Origin of the sequence: Streptomyces sp. NBC_00576 (assembly GCF_036345175.1) — a bacterium.
Taxonomy (GTDB): domain Bacteria; phylum Actinomycetota; class Actinomycetes; order Streptomycetales; family Streptomycetaceae; genus Streptomyces.
The window spans coordinates 2,649,328-2,669,767 of record NZ_CP107780.1 but is presented as its reverse complement, the minus strand read 5'-3'; the positions used below and the strand labels follow the sequence as shown (position 1 = coordinate 2,669,767).

The following is a 20,440-nucleotide window of genomic DNA, read 5'->3' as shown; positions in this document are numbered from 1 at the left end:
CGTGTTCGGACGTCGCAAGAAGAAGGGTGCCGCCGAGGACGCGGCCGGCGAGGCCGAGCAGGTCGTCGACAGCGTCGACACTGAGGCGGACGAAGCAGCGGGTTCGCGTGCGCGCGTCCGGCTGGAGCCGGAGCCGCGTCCCGACGGACCCTGGGACGACACCGAGGTGCGCGAGCCCGGCGAGGGCCGAGTGGACCTGGGCGGACTGTTCGTGCCCGGAGTCGACGGCATGGAGCTGCGGGTCGAGGTCGCGGGCGACGCGATCGTCGCGGCGACCGTCGTGCTGCGCGACAGCGCCGTGCAGCTCCAGGCCTTCGCCGCGCCCAAGCGTGAAGGTATTTGGGGCGAGGTGCGCGAGGAGATCGCCGGCGGCATCACCCAGCAGGGTGGCATCGTCGACGAGGTCGAAGGGCCGCTGGGTTGGGAGCTGCGGGCGCAGGTGCCGGTGCAACTGCCGGACGGCACGGGTGGTTTCCAGGTCGTGCGGTTCGTCGGCGTGGACGGTCCGCGGTGGTTCCTGCGGGGTGTCATCTCCGGGCAGGGTGCCGTGCAGCCGCAGGCCGCCGGTCTGCTGGAGCAGATCTTCCGGGACACCGTCGTCGTCCGTGGCGAGGGGCCGATGGCGCCTCGCGACCCGATCGTCCTGAAGCTGCCGAACGACGCGCAGATGGTGCCCGAGGGCGTCCAGCAGGAGGAGGCCGGTTCCCGCTTCTCCGGCGGCATGGGCCAGCTGCAGCGCGGACCGGAGATCACCGAGGTTCGCTAGGCGCTCCGCCAAGAGCTCCGCTGGTTACGCGGTCGTTTGCCGCGGGTCGGTGAGGGCTGGTCGCGCAGTTCGCCGCGTCCCTTTCGGGCCCCGGTTTCGCAGCCGGGTATTGCGTTTCGCGGAACGGTCCGTATCCCTTGACCTTGGGTTCTAGTGGTTGTCGCAACACCCCAGTTCAGGGGATGCGATGGACTTCAAGGTCCGGGACCGGTCCGTTGTCCAGGGGCGCCGTCCCTTGTCCGAGGAACGGCGCCTCTACCTTCAGCTCATGCAGCAGGGGTACAGCAACACCGAGGCATGCCGGATCGTCGGCATCAACGAGAAGACCGGGCGGCGCTGGCGTAACGGCCGGGCGCCGTCCGGCAGGAACGTCGGGGCGTCACCGGTCACCGTGGTGGCGCCTCCTCCCGGTCCCTCGCGGTATCTGCGCGAGAGCGACCGCATTTACATCGCCGACCGGCTGCGGGAGAAGGCCACGGTCCGTGCGGTAGCCGTCGAGCTGGGCCGCAGCCCGTCCACGGTCAGCCGGGAGATCCGCCGCAACCGCCACCCGGTCAGCGGCCACTACCGGCCGCACGCCGCGCAGGCCCGTGCCGATGCCCGCCGACCCCGACCCAAACCCGGGAAGATCGGCCAGAACCCCCAGCTGCGGGACTTCATCCAGGACCACCTGGCCATACGGTGGAGCCCTGAGCAGATCTGCCAGGCTCTGAGGGCCCAGTTCCCGCAGCGGCCGGAGATGCACGTGGTCCACGAAACGGTCTACCAGGCCCTCTACGTCCAGGGCCGGGGTGAGCTGCGCCGCGAACTGGCCCGCGCCCTGCGCACCGGCCGCGCCCACCGCAAACCCCGCCGCCAGGCCCAGCGGCGCCAACCCCGATACGCCACCCCCATGGTCATGATCAGCGAACGCCCCGCCGAAGCGGAGGACCGGGCCGTGCCCGGTCACTGGGAGGGCGACCTGATCATCGGCAAGGACGGGAAGTCGGCCATCGGCACCCTGGTCGAGCGCGCCACCCGCTACGTCATGCTGCTGCACCTGCCGGCAGACCATGGCGCCGAAAGCGTCCGGGACGCACTGGTCACAACCGTCCAGACTCTGCCCACCCACCTCCGACGGTCCCTGACCTGGGACCAGGGATCAGAGATGGCCGCCCACGGCTCCTTCACCGTCACCACGGACGTCCCGGTCTACTTCTGCGACCCGGCCAGCCCCTGGCAGCGCGGATCGAACGAGAACACCAACGGTCTGCTCCGGCAGTACTTCCCCAAAAGCACCGACCTGGCGGCCCACACCCGCGAACACCTCGACGCCGTCGCCACCGAGCTGAACGGCCGCCCACGCAAAACGCTCGGCTGGGAAACCCCAGCCGAGCGCCTGCATAAACTACTCACGGCCTGATCAACACGACCACGTGTTGCAACGACCCCTAGAAACCGCCGACGAGGGGTACGGACCGTTCTTCGTTCGGCGGTGCGTCAGGGTTGCGTCAAAGACGTACACCGGCCAGCTTCCCGTCCCTTTTGTCAACATTGTTGGACGTAGGGTCGACGCTGCGTGAGCAGTAGACACGGGAAGACAATGAGGCCATGGGTCGCGGCAAGCTTCGGATATACCTCGGTGCGGCACCGGGCGTCGGCAAGACGTACGCGATGCTGTCCGAGGCGCACCGCCGTGTCGAGCGGGGCACGGACTGCGTGGTCGCGTTCGTGGAGCACCACAGCCGGCCGCGCACGGAAGTGATGCTGCACGGGCTGGAAGAGATCCCGCGCCAGGAGTTGCCCTACCGCGGATCCGTGTTCACCGAGATGGACGTGGACGCCGTGCTCGCCCGCCGGCCGCAGATCGCCCTGGTGGACGAACTGCCGCACACCAACATTCCCGGCTCGCGCAACACCAAGCGCTGGCAGGACGTGGAGGAGCTGCTGGCCGCGGGTATTGACGTGATATCGACTGTCAACATTCAACATCTTGAGTCGTTGGGTGATGTGGTTGAGTCGATCACTGGTGTACGTCAACAGGAGACCGTCCCCGACGAAGTGGTCCGGCGTGCGGAGCAGATCGAGCTGGTCGACATGTCCCCGCAGGCGCTGCGGCGGCGGATGGCCCACGGCAACATCTACAAGTCCGACAAGGTCGACGCGGCTCTCGCCAACTACTTCCGGCCGGGGAACCTGACCGCTCTGCGGGAGCTGGCGCTGCTGTGGGTGGCGGACCGGGTCGACGAGTATCTGACCGAGTACCGCAGTGAGCACCAGGTTTCCAGGATCTGGGGTTCGCGGGAGCGGATCGTGGTCGGACTGACCGGCGGGCCCGAGGGCCGTACGTTGATCCGGCGCGCCACGCGGCTCGCGGAGAAAGGCGCCGGCGGCGAGGTCATGGCCGTCTACGTAGCCCGCAGCGACGGCCTGACCAACGCCTCGCCGAAGGAACTGGCCGTCCAGCGGACCCTGTCAGAGGATCTCGGAGGAACGTTTCACCATGTGGTCGGGGACGACGTCCCGGTGGCCCTGCTGGACTTCGCGCGGGGCGTGAACGCCACGCAGATCGTGCTGGGTGTCTCCCGGCGCAAGACCTGGCAGTACGTCTTCGGGCCAGGGGTCGGCGCGACCGTGGCCCGGGACTCGGGGCCCGACCTCGACGTCCACCTGATCACCCACGACGAGGCCGGCAAGGGACGCGGGCTGCCCGTGGCCCGGGGCGCCCGGCTCGGGCGGGCGCGGATCATCTGGGGCTGGCTGGTCGGCGTGGCCGGTCCAGTGGGCCTCGCGCTGCTGCTGAACGCCGTCGACCTCGGCCTCGCCAACGACATGCTGCTGTTCCTGGCGCTCACGGTGGCGGCGGCCCTGCTCGGCGGCCTCTACCCGGCGCTCGCCTCGGCGGCCTTCGGCTCGCTGCTGCTGAACTACTACTACACGCCGCCGTACCACCGGCTGACCATCGCCGACCCGAAGAACATCGTCGCTCTGGTGATCTTCTTCGGGGTCGCCGTGTCGGTGGCGTCCGTCGTGGATCTGGCCGCCCGGCGCACGCATCAGGCGGCCCGGCTGCGGGCCGAGTCGGAGATCCTCTCCTTCCTCGCGGGGAGCGTCCTGCGCGGCGAAACCAGCCTGGAGGCCCTCCTGGACCGGGTCCGGGAGACCTTCGGGATGGAGTCGGTGGCGCTGTTGGAGCGGGCGGGCGACGTCGATCCGTGGACCTGCGCGGGCAGCGTCGGCACCCGGCAGGCGGTGGAGCGGCCGGAGGACGCGGACGTGGACATGCCGGTCGGCGACCACATGGCGCTCGCGCTGTCCGGCCGGGTACTCCCCGCCGCCGACCGGCGCGTGCTGGCCGCGTTCGCCGCCCAGGCGGCCGTGGTCCTGGACCGCCGACGCCTCCAGTCCCAGGCCGACCAGGCCCGTACCCTCGCCGAGGGCAACCGGATCCGCACGGCGCTGCTCGCCGCCGTCAGCCATGACCTGCGTACGCCACTGGCCGGGATCAAGGCGGCGGTCTCGTCGCTGCGGTCGGACGACGTGGCGTGGTCCGAGGAGGACCAGGCCGAACTGCTGGCCGGCATCGAGGACGGCGCCGACCGGCTCGACCACCTCGTGGGCAACCTGCTGGACATGTCTCGGCTCCAGACCGGCACTGTCACCCCGCTGATCAGGGAGATCGACCTCGACGAGGTGGTGCCGATGGCGCTGGGGGGCGTACCCGAGGACAGTGTCGAGCTGGACATTCCGGAGACCCTGCCGATGGTCGCCGTCGACCCCGGGCTGCTGGAGCGGTCGGTGGCCAACCTGGTCGAGAACGCCGTCAAGTACAGCCCCGACGGGGAGATGGTGCTGGTGGCCGCCAGCGCCATCGCCGACCGGGTGGAGGTACGGGTGGTGGACCGCGGGCCGGGCGTGCCGGACGAGGCGAAGGACCGCATTTTCGAGCCCTTCCAGCGATACGGTGACGCTCCGCGCGGGGCCGGGGTGGGGCTGGGTCTCGCGGTGGCCCGGGGGTTCGCCGAGGCGATGGGCGGCACCCTCCAGGCCGAGGACACGCCTGGTGGCGGGCTCAGCATGGTGCTCACGGTGCGGGCGGCCGGGGCGGGAGCGGGGGGAGTGGGAACAGAAGTGCCAGGGCTGTCAGAGGTGTCAGCGGTGCCGGCAGTTTCGGCTGAGTCGGAAAGGCAGGCGTCATGACCCGGGTGCTGGTGGTCGAGGACGAGCCGCAGATCGTGCGTGCCCTCGTGATCAACCTCAGGGCACGCAAGTACGAGGTCGACGCGGCCTCCGACGGTGCCACCGCCCTCGAACTCGCCGCCGCCCGCCACCCCGACGTGGTCGTGCTCGACCTGGGACTGCCCGACATGGACGGCGTCGAGGTGATCAAGGGGCTCCGGGGCTGGACGCGGGTGCCCATTCTGGTGCTGTCCGCCCGTCACTCGTCCGACGAGAAGGTCGAGGCGCTCGACGCGGGCGCCGACGACTACGTCACCAAGCCCTTCGGCATGGACGAACTGCTGGCCCGGCTGCGGGCCGCCGTCCGCCGGGCCGAGCCCACCGGGAGCGGCGAGGACGACGTCATGGTGGAGACCGACGAGTTCACCGTCGACCTGGCTGCGAAAAAGGTCCACCGCGGGGGGCGCGACGTACGGCTCACCCCCACGGAGTGGCATCTGCTGGAGGTGCTCGTGCGCAACACGGGACGGCTGGTCAGCCAGAAACAGCTGCTCCAGGAGGTCTGGGGGCCGTCGTACGGCACGGAGAGCAACTATCTACGGGTGTACATGGCGCAGCTGCGGCGCAAGCTGGAGTCGGATCCCTCGCATCCGAAGCACTTCATCACCGAACCCGGGATGGGGTACCGGTTCGAGCGGTAGGGGTGTCCCGGGGAAGGTCTGTGTTCCCGGGGTACGTTGGTGTCGGTGGGCGCCGGTACGCTTCAGGTATGAGTGCTGTTCCTCGTTCCGAGAAGCCGGTGGGCCGGTTTCGGCGCATGCTCGACCGGCTTTCCTCGTCGCAGGAGGACCTGGAGTCCGAGGAGTTGCGCGAAGACACCGTGATCGCCGGCTGTACGCGCATAGGTGACTGCCACGACCGACAGATAGTGACGGTTACTGGTACCTTGCGCACGGTCACGCTACGGCCGAGGGCGGGGGTTCCGGCCCTGGAGGCCGAGCTCTTCGACGGCTCGGCCGCGCTGGACGTGGTGTGGCTCGGCAGACGTTCCATCGTCGGGATAGAGCCGGGACGCAAGCTGATCGCGTCGGGGCGGATCTCGATGAGCCGGGGCCGCCGTGTGCTGTTCAATCCGAAATACGAACTGAGACCCCTCGGACGGGAGTAGCCGGTGACGTCGCTCGACAAGCCGACCGAAGACGCCCAGCACGATTCCAGGGCGGTGACCGAGGCCGCGCTCTTCGAGGCGTTCGGCGGTCTGCGGGGCATGATCGAGACGGTCCTGCCGGGGCTGCTCTTCGTCACGATCTACACGATCAACAAGGACCTGCACTCGTCGGCCATCGCGGCCCTCGGTGTCTCGGTGCTGCTGGTCGTGGTGCGCCTCGTCATGAAGGACACCGTCAAGCACGCCTTCAGCGGTGTTTTCGGCGTTGCCTTCGGTGTCGTCTTCGCGATGATGACGGGCAATGCCAAGGACTTCTATCTCCCCGGCATGCTCTACACGCTGGGGCTGTCACTGGCGTACATCATCACGACGCTGGCGGGTGTTCCGCTGCTCGGGCTGATCCTCGGCCCGGTCTTCAAGGAGAACCTCTCCTGGCGCACCCGTAATCCGGGACGGAAGAAGGCGTACGCGAAGGCCAGCTGGGCGTGGGGGCTGATTCTGCTCGCCAAGTGCGCGATTCTCTTCCCGCTGTACTGGTGGGCGGACACGGCGTCGCTCGGGTGGGTGCTGGTGGCGTTGAAGATTCCGCCGTTCCTGTTGGCCGTGTGGCTCACATGGGTGTTCCTGGCGAAGGCGCCGGCGCCGATTGATGTGTTCGCGGAGATGGAGGCGGAGGAGCGGGCGGCGGAGGAGCAGCGGAAGGCTGCGGCTTCTTCTTCCGAGTAGGGGGTGTGGGGGGCGGGCGTCGGCTTGTTTCGCCCCCGCCGCCCCTACCCGTCCCATCCCTGGGGGCTGCCGCCCCCAGACCCCCGCTTCGGCCCTGAAGGGGCCTCGTCCTCAAACGCCGGACGGGCTGAAGAAGACTTCAGCTCGGGGCTTCCTCCTTGCGTACCGACAGGAGGTCCTCCAGTTGTTCCTCCCTGGCCTGGGCGGCTACGAACAGGAGTTCGTCGCCTGCTTCCAGGGAGTCCTCGCGGGACGGGGTCAGGACGCGGGTGCCGCGGATGATCGTCACCAGGGACGTGTCCTCGGGCCACTCCACGTCGCCGACCTGAATACCGGCCAGCGCCGACTCCGGGGGGAGGGTCAGTTCGACGAGGTTGGCGTCGCCGTGGCTGAAGCGGAGCAGGCGTACCAGGTCGCCGACGCTCACCGCCTCCTCGACCAGGGCCGACATCAGGCGGGGGGTGGAGACGGCCACGTCCACACCCCAGGATTCGTTGAACAGCCACTCGTTCTTGGGGTTGTTGACGCGGGCGACGACGCGCGGAACGCCGTACTCCGTCTTCGCCAGCAGGGAGACGACCAGGTTCACCTTGTCGTCGCCCGTCGCGGCGATCACGACGTTGCAGCGCTGCAACGCGGCCTCGTCCAGCGACGTGATCTCGCAGGCGTCGGCCAGCAGCCACTCCGCCTGGGGGACTCGTTCGACCGAGATGGCCGTGGGGGCCTTGTCGATCAGCAGGATCTCGTGGCCGTTCTCCAGCAGCTCGCCCGCGATCGAGCGGCCGACGGCACCGGCACCGGCAATGGCGACCCTCATCAGTGACCGGTCTCCTCTTCAGGGCCCTCGGCGAAGGACGCCTCGACCTTTTCGACGTCGTCCGTACGCATCATCACGTGCACCAGGTCACCCTCCTGCAGCACCGTCTGCGAGCTGGGGAGTACCGCCTCGCCCAGACGGGTGAGGAACGCGACGCGCACGCCGGTCTCGTCCTGCATCTTGCTGATCTTGTGGCCCACCCAGGCCGACGACGCGTGCACCTCGGCGAGCTGGACGCCCCCGGTGGGATCCCGCCACAGCGGCTCCGCGCCGGACGGCAGCAGCCTGCGCAGCATCTGGTCGGCGGTCCAGCGGACCGTGGCGACGGTCGGGATACCCAGGCGCTGGTAGACCTCGGCGCGGCGGGGGTCGTAGATACGGGCCGCGACGTTCTCGATGCCGAACATCTCGCGGGCCACCCGGGCGGCGATGATGTTCGAGTTGTCACCGCTGGAGACGGCGGCGAAGGCGCCGGCCTCCTCGATGCCCGCCTCGCGCAGGGTGTCCTGGTCGAAGCCGACCCCGGTGACGCGACGGCCGCCGAACCCGGAGCCCAGTCGTCGGAAGGCGGTGGGGTCCTGGTCGATCACGGCGACCGTGTGCCCCTGTTGCTCCAGGGTCTGCGCGAGAGCGGAACCCACTCTGCCGCAGCCCATGATGACGATGTGCACGACCGTCCTTCCGATCCGTTGACTTGGCTTGAACAGGGTCTCAGACCCCCGCCCAAGCTTCACACGCACGGTCGGCGGAGGGCACCCCCGTGTGCTCTCCGTGTGTATGCGGGCCCCCTACCTGCGGCTGATGCTGCGGACGCTGGCCAGGGTCAGCAGGGCGAGGACGACAAGGGTGGCGCCGGCGCCGATCAGCTCTGCGGCGAGATGCTGCATGGGGGCTCCTGAGGAGAAAGAGGGTAAAGGTGACGTAAGGGGTGCTGTGATTTCGTCATATAGCCATGAGGACGCCGTTCCGGGGGCACTTGCCTGTCTCGCATGCCGGGATTTCACTCGGCAGACCGTCGGGATTTCACCCGGATGTGCCCAGAACAAGGCGGGGAGCTTACGATCCTGTCCGTGTCCAAACTGACCGACGTGCCCAAACGGATCCTGATCGGGCGCGCACTGCGCAGTGATCGGCTCGGCGAAACGCTCCTGCCGAAGCGCATCGCTCTCCCCGTCTTCGCCTCCGACCCGCTCTCCTCCGTTGCCTACGCTCCCGGGGAAGTGCTGCTGGTCCTGTCGATCGCGGGCGTGTCGGCGTACCACTTCAGCCCGTGGATCGCGGTCGCTGTCGTCGTACTGATGTTCACCGTGGTCGCCTCCTACCGGCAGAACGTGCACGCGTATCCGAGCGGCGGCGGCGACTACGAGGTGGCGAACACCAACCTCGGCCCCAAGGCCGGCCTCACGGTCGCCAGCGCGCTGCTCGTCGACTACGTGCTCACCGTCGCCGTGTCGATCGCCTCGGGCATCGAGAATCTCGGCTCCGCCGTCCCCTTCGTCGTCGAGCACAAGGTGCTCTGCGCGGTCGCCGTCATCGTGCTGCTCACGCTGATGAACCTGCGGGGCGTCAAGGAGTCCGGGAAGCTGTTCGCGATTCCGACGTACGTGTTCGTCGCGGGCGTCTTCATCATGATCGCGTGGGGCGCGTACCGCGGGCTGGTGCTGGACGACCACATGCGCGCGCCGACGGCCGGCTACGAGATCAAGGCCGAGCACCAGGGGCTCGCCGGGTTCGCACTCGTGTTCCTGCTGCTGCGCGCCTTCTCCTCCGGCTGTGCCGCGCTCACCGGCGTCGAGGCCATCTCCAACGGTGTGCCGGCCTTCCGCAAGCCCAAGTCCAAGAACGCGGCGACCACGCTCGCGGCGATGGGCATCCTCGCCGTCACGATGTTCTGCGGGATCATCGTGCTGGCCATGGTCACCAAGGTGCGCATGGCCGAGAACCCCGCGAACGACCTGCTGGACAACGGAGTCGCGGTCGGCTCCGGCTATGTCCAGAACCCGGTGATCTCACAGGTCGCCGAGGCCGTGTTCGGCGACGGCAGCTTCTTCTTCATCCTGCTCGCCGCCGCCACCGCGCTGGTGCTCTTCCTGGCCGCCAACACCGCGTACAACGGCTTCCCGCTGCTCGGCTCGATCCTCGCGCAGGACCGCTACCTCCCGCGCCAGCTGCACACGCGCGGCGACCGGCTCGCCTTCTCCAACGGCATCGTGCTGCTCGCCGGTGCGGCGATCCTGCTGGTGTGGATCTACGGGGCGGACTCGACCCGCCTCATCCAGCTGTACATCGTCGGCGTGTTCGTGTCCTTCACGCTCAGCCAGACCGGCATGGTCCGGCACTGGAACCGCCACCTGGCCGCCGAGAAGGACCAGGCGAAGCGCCGGCAGATGATGCGCTCCCGAGCCATCAACACGTTCGGCGCCTTCTTCACCGGGCTGGTGCTGGTCGTCGTCCTCGGTACGAAGTTCACGCACGGTGCCTGGGTGGCGCTGCTCGGCATGGTGATCTTCTACGCGGTGATGACCGCCATCCGTAAGCACTACGACCGGGTCTCCGAGGAGATCGCGGCCCCGGAGGGCCCGAGCGACGACAGCGTACGGCCGTCGCGGGTGCACTCCGTCGTCCTGATCTCGAAGATCCACCGGCCCACGCTGCGCGCGCTCGCCTACGCGAAGCTGATGCGCTCCGACACGTTGGAGGCGCTCAGCGTCAACGTCGACCCGGTGGAGACGAAGGCGCTGCGGGAGGAGTGGGAGCGGCGGGGGATCACCGTGCCGCTCAAGGTGCTCGACTCGCCGTACCGGGAGATCACCCGGCCGGTGATCGAGTACGTGAAGGGGCTGCGCCGGGAGTCGCCGCGCGACGCCGTGTCCGTGATCATCCCGGAGTACGTGGTCGGCCACTGGTACGAGCAGCTGCTGCACAACCAGAGCGCGCTGCGCCTCAAGGGGCGCCTGCTGTTCACGCCGGGCGTCATGGTGACGTCGGTGCCCTACCAGCTCCAGTCGTCCGAGGTGGCCAAGAAGCGGGCCCGCAAGCGGCAGGACTGGAACGCGCCCGGATCCGTCCGGCGTGGGCCCGCCGAGGAGCGGACGCACGAACCGAGCACGAAGAACTGACGGCTGTCGGGAACCGCGTCTGGTATTGGCTTGTGGTGAGTGGTCGGGCGGCACCCACGTAGACTGGTGGGCTGTTGTCCGGCCGTTCCCTTTTCTCTCCCCTGGAGTCACCCCGCCATGCAGGCAGAACCGAAGAAATCGCTGGCGGGGCAGGAGTACGAGGTCGAGGTCGGTCCCGTCGCCCATGGCGGCCACTGCGTCGCCCGTACGGACGACGGGCAGGTGCTCTTCGTACGGCACACGTTGCCCGGTGAGCGGGTCGTGGCCAGGGTGACGGACGGCGAGGAGGGGGCGCGGTTCCTGCGCGCCGACGCGGTGGAGGTGCTGACGGCGTCCAAGGACCGGGTCGAGGCCCCCTGTCCGTACGCCGGCCCCGGCCGCTGCGGCGGCTGCGACTGGCAGCACGCCAAGCCGGGCGCACAGCGCCGCCTCAAGGGCGAGGTCGTCGCCGAGCAGCTGCAGCGGCTCGCCGGCCTGACCCCGGAGGAAGCCGGCTGGGACGGCACGGTGATGCCGGCCGAGGGCGACAAGCTGCCGCCGGGCGAGGTGCCTCAGTGGCGTACGAGGATGCAGTACGCGGTGGACGCGGACGGCAACGCCGGGCTGCGGCGCCACCGTTCGCACGAGGTCGAGCCGATCGAGCACTGCATGATCGCGGCGGCCGGCATCAGCGAGCTGGGCATCGAACAGCGCGACTGGGCCGGGATGGAGTCCGTCGACGCGATCGCCGCGACCGGATCCCAGGACCGCATGGTCATCCTGGAGCCGAAGCCGGGTGCCCGTCTGCCCCTCGTCGAGCTCGACAAGCCCGTCTCCGTCATGCGTGTCGAGGAGCACGACGGTGGCATCCACCGCGTCCACGGCCGCGCGTTCGTCCGCGAGCGCGCCGACGGCCGTACGTACCGGGTCGGCAGCGGCGGCTTCTGGCAGGTCCACCCGATGGCGGCGGACACGCTGATGAAGGCGGTCATGCAGGGCCTGCTCCCGCGCAAGGGCGACATGGCCCTCGACCTCTACTGCGGCGTGGGCCTGTTCGCGGGCGCCCTCGCCGACCGGATCGGCGACAAGGGCGCGGTCCTCGGCATCGAGTCGGGCAAGCGCGCTGTCGAGGACGCCCGGCACAACCTCGCCGCCTTCGAACGCGTACGCATCGAACAGGGCAAGGTCGAGGCGGTTCTGCCGCGCACGGGTATCACCGAGGTCGACCTCATCGTCCTGGACCCGCCGCGGGCGGGGGCCGGTCGCAAGACGGTCGAGCAACTGGTGAAGCTGGGGGCACGCAAGATCGCGTACGTGGCGTGCGACCCGGCGGCGCTCGCGCGGGACCTGGGGTACTTCCGGGACGGCGGGTATCGGGTGCGTACTTTGCGGGCTTTCGACTTGTTCCCGATGACTCATCATGTGGAGTGCGTGGCGATTCTGGAGCCGGTGGCCAAGGGGGCCTGACCTGGGGTTTCGCGGATGGCTGACCGGTGCGGTCTGTTTCCGGTCAGCCATCGGGTCGAGTAGGTCGGCTGCCAGCTGGGGCGTTCTGATCTGCGGTTTTGCGCGGGATCGGTGCCCAGGTCGGCAGCGGTGCGAATCTGCGTCCAGGAACGTTGACGCGCTTCGAACAACTCGACACCGAAGGCTTCCGCGCCTATCTCTCCGAAACCAGTGCGTCAGACCTCCTCGGACTTCCGCAGCGCCTGCCACGTCGTCGGCCCCACGATCCCGTCCGCGTCCAGTCCCGCCCGCTTCTGGAAGGTGACGACGGCCCCGTGGGTCAGGGGGCCGAAGTCGCCGTCCACGTCGCCGACTTCGGTGATGTTGTGCAGGTGCCTCAGCAGGCACTGGAGCTCGCGGACCTGGCTGCCGCCGTCGCCCTGCTTGACGGTGAAGTCCCATGTGCCGCTCCAGCCCGCGGTGTAGCCGCGGCCGTGGGTGCCGTCCTCGTACATGGCGGGCTTCTCACAAGTGGGTGGCGCCGCGGACGCCGAGGTCGAGTCCCGCAGGGTGTACGTCACCGTCGTCGCCGTGCCCAGCGCGAACACCGCCAACGCCGCGACCAGGACTGGCCGCGCCCACCGCCGGGGACGCAGTCTGGGCAGCCGGGCCGAGCGGGCGGCACCCGCTGCCTGTTCCACCTGCCGCAGCAGGGCTTCGGCGCCGATGCGTTCGGCATGGGTGCGGGCCAGGCAACCGGTGATGATCTGCCGCCAGGCGTCCGGGAGTTCGGCTGACAGCCGCAGCTCCTCGGCGCCGCGCGCGTAGCGCACGGCGGCGTCGCAGCGGGCCTCCGTGGTGCCGCCGGGCAGCGGGAACGTGCCGGTCAGGGCGATGTGCGCGAGGACACCGAAGGCCCAGACGTCGGCGGAGGGCCGGACTCTCGTGCCCCGCTCGTCGACCTCCGGCCAGAGCAGCTCCGGCGGCGTGTAGTCCGGGGTCGCGAAGGCGGGCGCGTAGGCGTGGGTGCCCTCCAACTCCGCGGCCATGTTGAAGTCGGCGAGCCGTACCGAACCGTCCTTCAGCAACAGCACGTTGGCGGGTTTGAGGTCCCCGTGCACCCAACCAGCGTGGTGCAGCTGGTGCAGGCCCTCGCAGATCTGGGCGAGCAGGGCGGGGCCCGCCGCCGGCTTCGGCTCGCGTTCCAGTACGGCGTCCAGGGAGCCCTCGGCCCGTTCCAGTACGAGGACGGTGGCGCCGTCGAGCTCCGGGTGGCCGGGGTCGTCGATCGTCAGGGTGTCGTACATCCGGATCAGGCGGGGTGCGCGCAGCTTGCTCAGCAACTCCACTTCCCGTTCGGCCAGTTCACGCAGATGGTGCAGCTGGCGTGGGGTGCGGGTGCCGGTGGGCAGGAACTTCAGGGCCACCTGGCGAGGCAGGTCGGGCCCGTCGTCGCCGACGAGTCTGCCCGCGTAGACCGTGGCGAACGCACCGGAGGCGAGGGATTCGCGGACTTCCCAGGAGCCGACCTGGTAACCCTGCGGGACGGGGATGGCGTACGGCTGCCCGGTCATCGGACCACCTCGCTCCGGGCCGGGGCGAGTACGGCCAGGTCGTCCTCGCGGACCAGGTCGAACCGGAGCGCCAGCGAGACCAGTGACTCCTTCTTGCCGTTGACGCGTTGCCCGGGCTCGGCCGTGTCAGGGCCCGGCCTCAGACGCAGTTTGACGGCGAGGTAGTCGATGTTCCAGTAGACGGCCGAGCGGTTGACCGTCGGCCAGGCCGGCCGCAAGCGGTCCACCAGCTGTTCGACCGCCGGCAGCGGGGCATGCGGTTCGCCGCGCAGGCGCGGTTCGCACAGGGCGGTCAGGACCGCGAAGTACCGCTTGGTGCGATCGAGGGTGAACGCGGGTGCCGTCAGGGATCCGGAGAGGCCGTGGCGGGCGACGCTGCCGAAGGCGTGGCGTGGCGCCCATACGTCGAAGGTGAGCAGGTCGCCCGAGGCGGGCAGGACTACGCGCGAGAACTCGAAGGGCACGGGCGCGTCGAGGCGGCCTGGTGTGACCTTGACGTGTTCGCCCGCGCCTTCCGGGTTCTCCACGACGTAGGTCTGGTGCTCGCTGAGATTGCTCAGCAGCCAGAAGTTCCGGTGCGCCGTGATCTCGCCGGCGACCCTGGGCACACCTTCGTGCGCGATCGTGAGGCCTTCGCCCCCCTCTGCCCTGCCGAACACGAGCCGCTCATCAGCAGCGATCCTGAGTTGCCCGTCCGTGCCGCCGCACGGCGGTGGTACCACGATGACGCTGTACACGGAGTCGTCCCCCTTCTCCGACGCCATGGGGGCGCACCCCCAGTCCAACCAGGGGCAGAGTAAGGGATGCCTCGCCGAGCAAGCGAAGTTTTGTCCGCGCTACCGCAAGTCTGTGAAGGGGCGCGGTGCCTCCCGCCTCCTCGCAGTCGGGGATCAGCGGGGGTGGGACAGTTCGTGATCGTCGAGGTCCGGGATCGATGTCTGGCAGAGGGAAGACACATCGAGCTCCGGGCGGTGCAGGCGACTTGATCGGTCGCCGGCATCAGCCGGAGCTTCGTTGCGTACAGACCGGGCGGACCGCGCGTTGTCCTACCCTCGCGACCTGCACACTCACGCGATCACCCGGGCTTTGAACCGCCCTGAGGAACCTTCGCCCCTCACACTCCGTGATACTGAGTCAGAGGCACCGACGAGACATACCGATCAACTTCGAAATCCTCGTCACACGAATACCGGAGCTGCCGTCACCCTGCGGCTGGACGGCATGCTGAGAAGCTGGGGTTCGTCCACACCAGATTCTGAAGCGTCTCACCGCCGTAGCCGCCATCCGCGCTGATCCCTTCCTCCCGCTGGGCCCGGATGAGGGCGCTCTTGGTAGCGGGACCGAAGTCGTTGTCGACGTCGAGGGACTCGCCGTAGCATGCGTTCAGAGTGTGCTGTAGCCAGCCGACGCCAGCGTGATTTGCCCCCTTGTGCATATAGCACGCCGAAGACTTTCCGCTAGCCGTTTTGATGGCCGGGACTGGGACCTGATACGCACCTTCATACTTAGCAGTGTTGCACGCACCAAGATACGTATATGCAGCAGCGGGCGAGGCGGTGGTGACGCCGATCCCGAGGCCGGTCAGCAGCATCACCCCAGCGGAGGCAGCTGCCTTGATCCGTGCAGTTCTGGGCTTCGTCATCTGATTCTCTCCGGTCCGGTTCTTATTGCTCATGTCTTGAAGTGAATTTCTACCCTGAAGGTGCGACAGCGGAAGGTTGCACAGCAAGGGTGAGACCTCGCCGCACCAAGGCTCGCCGAAGGTCCCCATCCGGCCATGTTCAATGGGCGAGGTCGCCCTTGAACGTGTTGCTGGCGAGGTCCATGGAGACGCTGTACTTGGTGCCGTCCCTGACATCGCTGGCGATCACGCGCCACTGGTTCAGGTCGCTCGACTTGTAGAACTCCTTCCAGGAGTTGCAGGTCGTGCCACCGGAGGACGGATGGAAGCACACCCGCACTACCAGCGGGCTGGCGTTACCCCAGCTGGTGATCTTCAGGTTGATGTCGCTGCACCGCGAGGTGGTGGTGTAAGGACCGAAGCGGTGCTCAGCCTGGTCCGTTCCCATGCTGAAAGTCTTGCTGGCCGCGCCCCCGTGGCAGGTCGCGGCTGCCGCTGTTGACGCGCTGCCGACCGTGAGCGCGCCGGCCGCCATGACCAGTCCACCCGCGACCGCCGTCAGTCGCTTCGCCGTCGTTTTCATATTCCCGTTCCCCCATGGGTCGATGGTGGGTGTTTCAGTACGAAGAAAGCAGCTGTGGCTATAAGAAATAGGGAATGACCTGCTGTAGCTGCCCGTGCGAGGTCCCCGACGAATGTTCGGCTATGAGGCAATGGCCAGGCTACGGGGATTGCGGTTCGAGAGCTCCCTATAACTCTTCAGGGTGGTCCGAGGGCGTGGGGAGCCGGACACTTGGTGAGCCCATGCGTGCAGGCGGACGAGGACGGATGTCAACGGCCGCTCATCGGCGCCCGTGTCGAGGGGGCGGGGGCCTTCGGCCCATACGGATCCGACGACGATGAGGACGAAGGCCACACGACGCTCGGAGAGCAGCAGCTGGTGCAGGCGCTGCCAGACCCCGGCCTCGTTCCAGTCCCGCAGCCGTCACCAGCAGGTCATCCCCGAGCCGAAGCCCAGCTCCTGGGGCAGAAACTCCCCGCGGATCCCGGGGTACAGCACGAACAGGATCCCGCACAGCACCCTGCGACCATGCCCACAACTCGTAAGAGCACCGAGCGCGCCGGTCGTCAGACGGTGGCGGTCGGCGGGGTCCACCGGTGGGTGCGGGGTACCGCGCTGGATAGGCCGTAGTCCTTCTTGAGGGTTTCCGGGATCGCGTAGTGCATGACGCGTCCACGGGTGAGGGAGGACAGTTCGAGGACCGTGGTGAGGTGGCCGAGGCGGTCCAGGGCCCAGGCGCCGAGGGGAGAGCGGTCCTCGATGGTCTCCAGGACGCCGAGGAGGTGGGGCACGGCCTTGACGACGGTGTCCCACGCGGTGCGCGGTACGCGGAGCCAGTCGGCGCAGGTGTCGCCGATGAGGTGGCGGATGAGGGCGGAGACGATCGGGTCGAAGAAGGTGCCGGGCACGACTTCCTCGTAGAGGTCGATCAGCTGCCGGGTCAGCTGGGCGCCCTCCTCGGAGGGCCCCATGTGCCGGACCATGTACAGGTCGAGGAACTGGCGGGCCTCGTCGAGACTTTGGGGGACGGCGTTCTGGTCGACGCCGAGCATGGCGCCGACGACGCGCCACGCGTAGTAGTAGGCCTCCGCGCCCTCGGTCGACATGTGGATGCCGAGGCGGTGCAGGCTGTCCAGGACGAGCAGGGAGAAGAACATCTGCCCGCCGATCATGTCCTCCTGGCAGATCGGTGTGCCCAGGGTCTCGGTGTCCCAGCGCTTCTCGCGGGTGAGGTGGTGGCGGATGGAGGCGTGCAGGAGACGGACCTTCTGGGCGGCGGGGATGAATCGGCTGCCGGCTTCGAAGGCGTCGGGCTGCATCAGATAGACGGTGAACTGGCCGGTCTCCGCCATCCGTTTGGACGGGTACTTCAGGCCGTGGCTGGCCGACAGCAGCTTTGCCACGTGCGGCACGACGTAGCAGGCGGGCATGGAGGCGAAGGACAGCGCGGTGGAGATGTGCACGTTGTTGTCGATGAAGAACAGCCGGGCTTTCTCCATCTCCGACCAGTCCACCCAGGCCGGCGGGGTGCTGGTGGCTTCCAGGTACTCGCGTGCGACGTCGGGCAGTCCGTCGGGCAGGGGAGCGCCGACGGTGGAGACGTAGCGCATCAGGGTGTTGAACTTGCCTACCTCCCCGCGTTCGAAGAGTGCGGCGACGGTGGCATCGGCGAGTTCGTCCCCGGTCTGGCGCAGGTCGTTCATCGATGTGTTGGTGTAGGTCAAGGCAGGGTTTCCTCATCTTCCTCGGGGGTGTCCACGACAAGCGGGAGGTCGGCTGCCCGGAACGGCACGGGCTCGCGCCACCGCGCTGCGAGGGTCAGGACAGGCGTACCGCCGCGGAATGCGCCAGCGCGGTCAGTCCGTTGGTGGCCTGCGCCGGTAGATCCAGCTCGTGGAGGGCGCCGAGAGCCTCCTCGACCCGTGCCCCGATCATGTCCTCGATGCGGTCGGGCGCCCTCAGCCGGCGCATCACCTCGCGCACCGCGTCCAGTCCCTCCCCGTCCAGGTCGCCCCGGCCCAGCAGGGAGTTCAGCAGTTCACGCTCCGCGTCGTCGGCGAGCCGCCACGTCTCTGCCAGCAGTGCCGTGGGCCGTCGGCCGCGCACATCGTCGCCGTTGGCCTTGCCGGTGTGCTCGGGGTCTCCGAACAGCCCGAGCAGGTCGTCCCGGAGCTGGAACGCCTCGCCCAGTGGCAGCCCGTACGCGGAGTAGCCCTCGCGCAGCCGCGTGCCCGCTCCGGCCAGCGCACCACCGATCAACAGGGGGTGTTCGACGGTGTACTTGGCAGTCTTGTACCGGATCACCTTCAGCGACGCCTCGGTGTCCGGGCCTGCTCCGGTCCGCAGGATCTCCAGACACTCGCCCGCGATCAGCTCACGGGCCATCACCGCCCACAACGGGCGGGCCCGGACGAGATACGCGGCGGGCAGACCGCTGGTGGCGAACAACTGCCCGGCCAGCGCCATCAGCAGGTCCCCCACCAGCATCGCCAACGACCGCGCGGCGGCATCGGCGTCCGGACCAGCCTTTACGGCCCCGAGGAGGGCGACATGGGTGGTGGGACGCCCATGCCGCAGCGGGCTGTCGTCGATGAGGTCGTCGTGCACGATCGCGGCGGCATGCACCAGTTCCATCGAGGCCGCCGCCCGCACCAGCGCGTCGCTGTCCGGCTGCCCCACCGCACGCCACCCCCAGTAGCAGAATGCCGCTCGCAGCCGCTTGCCGTCCGCGACCGCCGCCTCCAGCCTCTCGGCCACCGCGCCGAGCATGGGATCGACCGCCGCGAACTCGTCGGCCTCCCGGGCGACGAACCGGCGCAGTACCTCGTCGACGCGGGCCTTGAACGCGGCCGGCTCCCACCGGTCAGACGTCACCGGCCGCCTTCCGGGCCAGGACGCGCTGGGCGAGGATCTCCAGGTGGGCCGGCGGCATGGCCGCGTACCGGTCCAGCACCAGGCGCCCACGCGCCACGAGCTCGTGCTCGGCCTCCGCCGCCAACTCCTCGGCGTCCGACCGGCGCAGCAGCCCCCGCACGGTCCCCAGGGCCGAACCCACCGTGCTCACCGCCAGATCGGCCAACCCGGCGGCCAGTAACAGCGCCTGGCCGTCCAAGCCTCCGCGCCGTCCCGCTTCGTGCGTCACGCCATCTCCCTCAACCGTCGTACATCCAGGCAGTCCTGCGCACACTGCCCTTCCGAGCATCGCGTTCAAACGGGTGCGACAGCGGAAGAACTCACGATCGAGTGATCCAACCGCTCGACCGCGGGACTGAAATGTTCGAAGGTTCGAGGCATGCAGGTCGGCAGTCGGGGTATACGCGTGCCTGTCGGACGACGGACCGGCAAGGACGAGACCGATCGACCGGGAGAGGCACATCATGTCGACGACCGCTGTGCGGACCGCCGAGCAGAAGATGGACGTTCCCGAGATCGCCGACCCTTCCAAGGTCGCGCCGAAGGACGCGCGGGAGTTGTCGAAGCTGTTCTTCGGCCGGCTCGCCGTGCTGGAGGAGGGCACGCCCGAATACCAGTACGCGCGCAACACGCTGATCGAGATGAACATGTCCCTCGTCCGCTACGCGGCCGGCCGGTTCCGCAGCCGCGGTCCGGAGGAGATGGAGGACATCGTCCAGGTCGGCATGATCGGCCTGATCAAGGCGATCGACCGGTTCGAACTGTCCCGCGAGGTGGAGTTCGCCTCGTTCGCCGTCCCTTACGTCGTCGGTGAGATCAAGCGGTTCTTCCGCGACACCTCCTGGGCCGTGCACGTGCCCCGGCGTCTGCAGGAAGCCCGCGTCCAACTGGCGCGCGCCAACGAGGAACTGCACGCCCGGCTGGGCCGGACACCCACGATCGGTGAACTGGCCGAGCTGATGAGTCTTCCGGAGGAGGAGGTCGTCGAGGCCCAACTGGCCTCCAACGGATACAGGTCGGCCTCCCTGGACGCGGCGATCAGCGGCAGTGCGGACGGCGAGGCCGCGCTGGCGGACTTCATCGGCGACGAGGACGCGGCCCTCGGACTGGTCGAGGACTTTCACGCTCTCGCACCGATGATCGCCGAACTGGACGAGCGCCACCGGCAGATCATCCACTGGCGCTTCGTCGACGAACTCACCCAGGCCCAGATCGGCGAACGCCTCGGCGTCTCCCAGATGCACGTCTCGCGTCTGATCACGCGCCTCCTGGCCCGTCTGCGCGAAGGCATGCTCAGCAATCACTGACCGCCGAGCAGCAGTCGCACCCGCAGCGCCGCGCACTGGTGCAAACGGCCTCCCGCCGGCGGTACACGCCCTACGGGCAGCCGCGGGCGAGCGCCAACAGCACCAGCCGGCCGGACGCCACCCACTCCTGCCTGGACAAACCCCAGGACACCTCAACCGGTTACACCGACGTCGGCGCCCGCAAGTACGACCCGGATCTGGGCCGCTTCATCGGCGACGACCCGGTCTGACCCCAGCGGCCTGGAGAGTTGCTACCCGCACTACTGCTTCGGGTCGAACGGAAC

19 protein-coding genes and 1 pseudogene are annotated in these 20,440 nt (G+C 68.8%); 10 read left to right on the top strand and 10 right to left on the bottom strand.

Translation table 11 applies throughout. From position 1 onward, the window contains the following. The first annotated feature begins 1 nt into the window (after position 1). The 6 genes from OG734_RS11080 (at position 2) to OG734_RS11055 (ending at position 6,818) form a co-directional block, all read left to right on the top strand. Positions 2-766 (top strand): DUF3710 domain-containing protein, encoded by a 765-nt coding sequence (locus OG734_RS11080; protein WP_330287328.1) that lies wholly within the window; start codon positions 2-4, stop codon positions 764-766. A gap of 187 nt (positions 767-953) precedes the next feature. Next, positions 954-2,168, top strand: coding sequence for an IS30 family transposase (locus OG734_RS11075; RefSeq protein WP_330287327.1), 1,215 nt, complete (start codon positions 954-956; stop codon positions 2,166-2,168). Positions 2,169-2,356: 188 nt separating this feature from the next. Then, positions 2,357-4,945, top strand: a complete 2,589-nt coding sequence (locus OG734_RS11070; protein WP_330287326.1) for a sensor histidine kinase — start codon at positions 2,357-2,359, stop codon at positions 4,943-4,945. After that, on the top strand, positions 4,942-5,625 hold the full coding sequence (locus tag OG734_RS11065) for a response regulator (RefSeq protein ID WP_330287325.1): 684 nt from the start codon (positions 4,942-4,944) through the stop codon (positions 5,623-5,625). Before OG734_RS11070 ends, OG734_RS11065 begins: the two co-directional genes overlap by 4 nt. Before the next feature lie 68 nt (positions 5,626-5,693). Then, a complete protein-coding gene (locus OG734_RS11060; protein ID WP_319199917.1) occupies positions 5,694-6,092 on the top strand; it encodes an OB-fold nucleic acid binding domain-containing protein in 399 nt (132 codons plus the stop codon). Between the two features lie 3 nt (positions 6,093-6,095). Next, positions 6,096-6,818: a DUF3159 domain-containing protein gene (locus tag OG734_RS11055; RefSeq protein WP_330287324.1), complete on the top strand. Its 723-nt coding sequence runs from the start codon at positions 6,096-6,098 to the stop codon at positions 6,816-6,818. A gap of 139 nt (positions 6,819-6,957) precedes the next feature. Here OG734_RS11055 and OG734_RS11050 read toward each other — a convergent pair whose 3' ends face one another. Together OG734_RS11050 and OG734_RS11045 are read right to left on the bottom strand one after the other, a co-directional pair. Next, entirely contained in the window at positions 6,958-7,635 is a 678-nt protein-coding gene (locus OG734_RS11050; RefSeq protein ID WP_330287323.1) for a potassium channel family protein, read from the bottom strand. Then, complete coding sequence (locus OG734_RS11045; RefSeq protein WP_330287322.1) at positions 7,635-8,306, bottom strand: potassium channel family protein; 672 nt, start codon at positions 8,304-8,306, stop codon at positions 7,635-7,637. Before OG734_RS11045 ends, OG734_RS11050 begins: the two co-directional genes overlap by 1 nt. Positions 8,307-8,705: 399 nt before the next feature. Here OG734_RS11045 and OG734_RS11040 point away from each other — a divergent pair, with 399 nt between their 5' ends. Together OG734_RS11040 and OG734_RS11035 are read left to right on the top strand one after the other, a co-directional pair. Next, positions 8,706-10,754 (top strand): APC family permease, encoded by a 2,049-nt coding sequence (locus tag OG734_RS11040; protein WP_330287321.1) that lies wholly within the window; start codon positions 8,706-8,708, stop codon positions 10,752-10,754. Between the two features lie 117 nt (positions 10,755-10,871). Further along, the gene (locus tag OG734_RS11035; RefSeq protein WP_330287320.1) at positions 10,872-12,200 is read left to right on the top strand and encodes a class I SAM-dependent RNA methyltransferase; all 1,329 of its coding nucleotides are present in this window, start codon (positions 10,872-10,874) and stop codon (positions 12,198-12,200) included. A 215-nt stretch (positions 12,201-12,415) separates the two neighbouring features. On the opposite strand, the gene OG734_RS11030 is transcribed toward OG734_RS11035, so the two are convergent. The 8 genes and pseudogenes from OG734_RS11030 to OG734_RS10995 all read right to left on the bottom strand — a co-directional run bounded on the left by OG734_RS11030 (position 12,416) and on the right by OG734_RS10995 (position 19,078). Further along, complete coding sequence (locus OG734_RS11030; protein WP_330287319.1) at positions 12,416-13,753, bottom strand: serine/threonine-protein kinase; 1,338 nt, start codon at positions 13,751-13,753, stop codon at positions 12,416-12,418. Further along, on the bottom strand, positions 13,750-14,490 hold the full coding sequence (locus tag OG734_RS11025) for an FHA domain-containing protein (RefSeq protein ID WP_330293628.1): 741 nt from the start codon (positions 14,488-14,490) through the stop codon (positions 13,750-13,752). The genes OG734_RS11030 and OG734_RS11025 overlap by 4 nt, the downstream gene beginning before the upstream one ends. Positions 14,491-14,954: 464 nt before the next feature. After that, complete coding sequence (locus tag OG734_RS11020) at positions 14,955-15,428, bottom strand: peptidoglycan-binding domain-containing protein (RefSeq protein WP_330287318.1); 474 nt, start codon at positions 15,426-15,428, stop codon at positions 14,955-14,957. A gap of 106 nt (positions 15,429-15,534) precedes the next feature. Next, a complete protein-coding gene (locus OG734_RS11015; protein ID WP_330287317.1) occupies positions 15,535-15,957 on the bottom strand; it encodes a hypothetical protein in 423 nt (140 codons plus the stop codon). Between the two features lie 327 nt (positions 15,958-16,284). Beyond that, a pseudogene (locus OG734_RS11010) lies at positions 16,285-16,461 on the bottom strand (transposase); the annotation flags it as partial. Between the two features lie 41 nt (positions 16,462-16,502). After that, on the bottom strand, positions 16,503-17,660 hold the full coding sequence (locus OG734_RS11005) for an oxygenase MpaB family protein (protein WP_330287316.1): 1,158 nt from the start codon (positions 17,658-17,660) through the stop codon (positions 16,503-16,505). 94 nt (positions 17,661-17,754) lie between these two features. Beyond that, complete coding sequence (locus OG734_RS11000) at positions 17,755-18,810, bottom strand: polyprenyl synthetase family protein (protein ID WP_330287315.1); 1,056 nt, start codon at positions 18,808-18,810, stop codon at positions 17,755-17,757. Continuing rightward, positions 18,800-19,078 (bottom strand): polyprenyl synthetase, encoded by a 279-nt coding sequence (locus OG734_RS10995; protein ID WP_330287314.1) that lies wholly within the window; start codon positions 19,076-19,078, stop codon positions 18,800-18,802. The genes OG734_RS11000 and OG734_RS10995 overlap by 11 nt, the downstream gene beginning before the upstream one ends. Before the next feature lie 232 nt (positions 19,079-19,310). Between OG734_RS10995 and OG734_RS10990 the strand changes: the two genes are divergently transcribed. Both OG734_RS10990 and OG734_RS10985 read left to right on the top strand, forming a co-directional pair. After that, positions 19,311-20,156 (top strand): RNA polymerase sigma factor SigF, encoded by an 846-nt coding sequence (locus tag OG734_RS10990; protein ID WP_443065077.1) that lies wholly within the window; start codon positions 19,311-19,313, stop codon positions 20,154-20,156. A gap of 38 nt (positions 20,157-20,194) precedes the next feature. Continuing rightward, positions 20,195-20,386, top strand: a complete 192-nt coding sequence (locus OG734_RS10985) for an RHS repeat-associated core domain-containing protein (protein ID WP_330287312.1) — start codon at positions 20,195-20,197, stop codon at positions 20,384-20,386. Positions 20,387-20,440 lie beyond the last annotated feature (54 nt).